General features: G+C 71.5%; 1 protein-coding gene and 1 pseudogene. Both read right to left on the bottom strand.

Features of this window, described 5'->3' with window-relative positions:
• Positions 1–129: NAD(P)H-dependent oxidoreductase (locus OO52_RS45740; RefSeq protein ID WP_199820078.1), on the bottom strand; the 129-nt coding region annotated here is incomplete at its 3' end.
• Positions 130–137: 8 nt separating this feature from the next.
• Positions 138–312, bottom strand: a pseudogene (locus OO52_RS53890) (5,10-methylene tetrahydromethanopterin reductase); the annotation flags it as partial.

Below are 312 nucleotides of genomic sequence, written 5' to 3'. Positions count from 1 at the left end.
GAGGTCGCGCAGCTCGACCACCTCGACGTCCACCGGCGTCGCACGGTTCACCGCGGCGGCGAGCCGGTCCGCGAGCAGCCGGGTGGAGGACGGGACACTCAGCCCCGCCGACACGACGACGACCTTCATGCGCTCGGTCATACGGTGCTCTCCTCCTTCCCCTGCGCGTCCTGCGTGTTCTTCTCGTTCTTCGCGGTCTGCGCGGTGAGCAGCGACTGGTGGGTCGGCGCGTCGGGCACGCCGGCCGGGCGTCCCTTGGCGAACTCCTCGCGCAGGACGGGCACGACCTCCTCGCCGAGCATGTCGAGCTGC

The organism is Streptomyces flaveolus, from assembly GCF_000716535.1.
Lineage (GTDB): Bacteria > Actinomycetota > Actinomycetes > Streptomycetales > Streptomycetaceae > Streptomyces > Streptomyces flaveolus_A.
The sequence above is the reverse complement of the archived record's forward strand: the minus strand, read 5'-3'. Positions and strand labels throughout refer to the sequence as shown.